This is a genomic window from Exiguobacterium sp. HSB13, from assembly GCF_056764755.1.
The window spans coordinates 1-1,353 of the sequence record NZ_JBUZOM010000012.1 but is presented as its reverse complement, the minus strand read 5'-3'; the positions used below and the strand labels follow the sequence as shown (position 1 = coordinate 1,353).

Here is a 1,353-nt window from a genome sequence, read left to right as displayed (position 1 = left end):
GCATCTGCTAGAACAAGGCCTCGACCGATTAGTATCACTCAGCTCCACATGTCGCCATGCTTCCACCCGTGACCTATCTACCTCATCGTCTCTGAGGGGTCTTTCTTGATTACTCAAAGGGAAATCTCATCTTGGAGGGGGCTTCATGCTTAGATGCTTTCAGCATTTATCCCGTCCGCACGTAGCTACCCAGCGATGCTCCTGGCGGAACAACTGGTACACCAGCGGTGCGTCCATCCCGGTCCTCTCGTACTAAGGACAGCTCTCCTCAAATTTCCTGCGCCCACGACGGATAGGGACCGAACTGTCTCACGACGTTCTGAACCCAGCTCGCGTACCGCTTTAATGGGCGAACAGCCCAACCCTTGGGACCTACTCCAGCCCCAGGATGCGATGAGCCGACATCGAGGTGCCAAACCTCCCCGTCGATGTGGACTCTTGGGGGAGATCAGCCTGTTATCCCCAGGGTAGCTTTTATCCGTTGAGCGATGGCCCTTCCATGCGGAACCACCGGATCACTAAGCCCGACTTTCGTCCCTGCTCGACTTGTAGGTCTCGCAGTCAAGCTCCCTTCTGCCTTTGCGCTCTACGAATGATTTCCAACCATTCTGAGGGAACCTTTGGGCGCCTCCGTTACTGTTTAGGAGGCGACCGCCCCAGTCAAACTACCCGCCTGACACGGTCCTCCAGCCGGATTACGGCTGCGAGTTAGAGACTCTATGCATGAAGGGCGGTATCCCAAGGGTGACTCCTCCGAAGCTGGCGCTCCGGGCTCGACGTCTCCCGCCTATCCTGTACATCATGCACAAAGCCTCAATATCAGGCTGTAGTAAAGCTCCATGGGGTCTTTCCGTCCTGTCGCGGGTAACCTGCATCTTCACAGGTACTATGATTTCACCGGGTCTCTCGTTGAGACAGTGCCCAAATCGTTACGCCTTTCGTGCGGGTCGGAACTTACCCGACAAGGAATTTCGCTACCTTAGGACCGTTATAGTTACGGCCGCCGTTTACTGGGGCTTCGGTTCAAAGCTTCGCTTGCGCTAACCCATCCCCTTAACCTTCCAGCACCGGGCAGGCGTCAGCCCCTATACGTCATCTTGCGATTTAGCAGAGACCTGTGTTTTTGCTAAACAGTCGTTTGGGCCTATTCACTGCGGCTCTACTCATGTAGAGCGTCCCTTCTCCCGAAGTTACGGGACCATTTTGCCGAGTTCCTTAACGAGAGTTATCCCGCGCGTCTTAGAATTCTCATCTCGCCTACCTGTGTCGGTTTACGGTACTGGCGCCTTCCCCCTCACTAGAGGCTTTTCTTGGCAGTGTGAAATCGTGACCTACGTCCCTACGGGACTCCGC

Annotated in this window: 1 rRNA gene; it reads right to left on the bottom strand. The window is 55.3% G+C overall.

Annotation, left to right across the window (positions count from 1 at the left end):
* Nucleotides 1-8: 8 nt before the first annotated feature.
* Nucleotides 9-1,353, bottom strand: a 23S ribosomal RNA gene (locus ACZGCQ_RS16725); the annotation flags it as partial.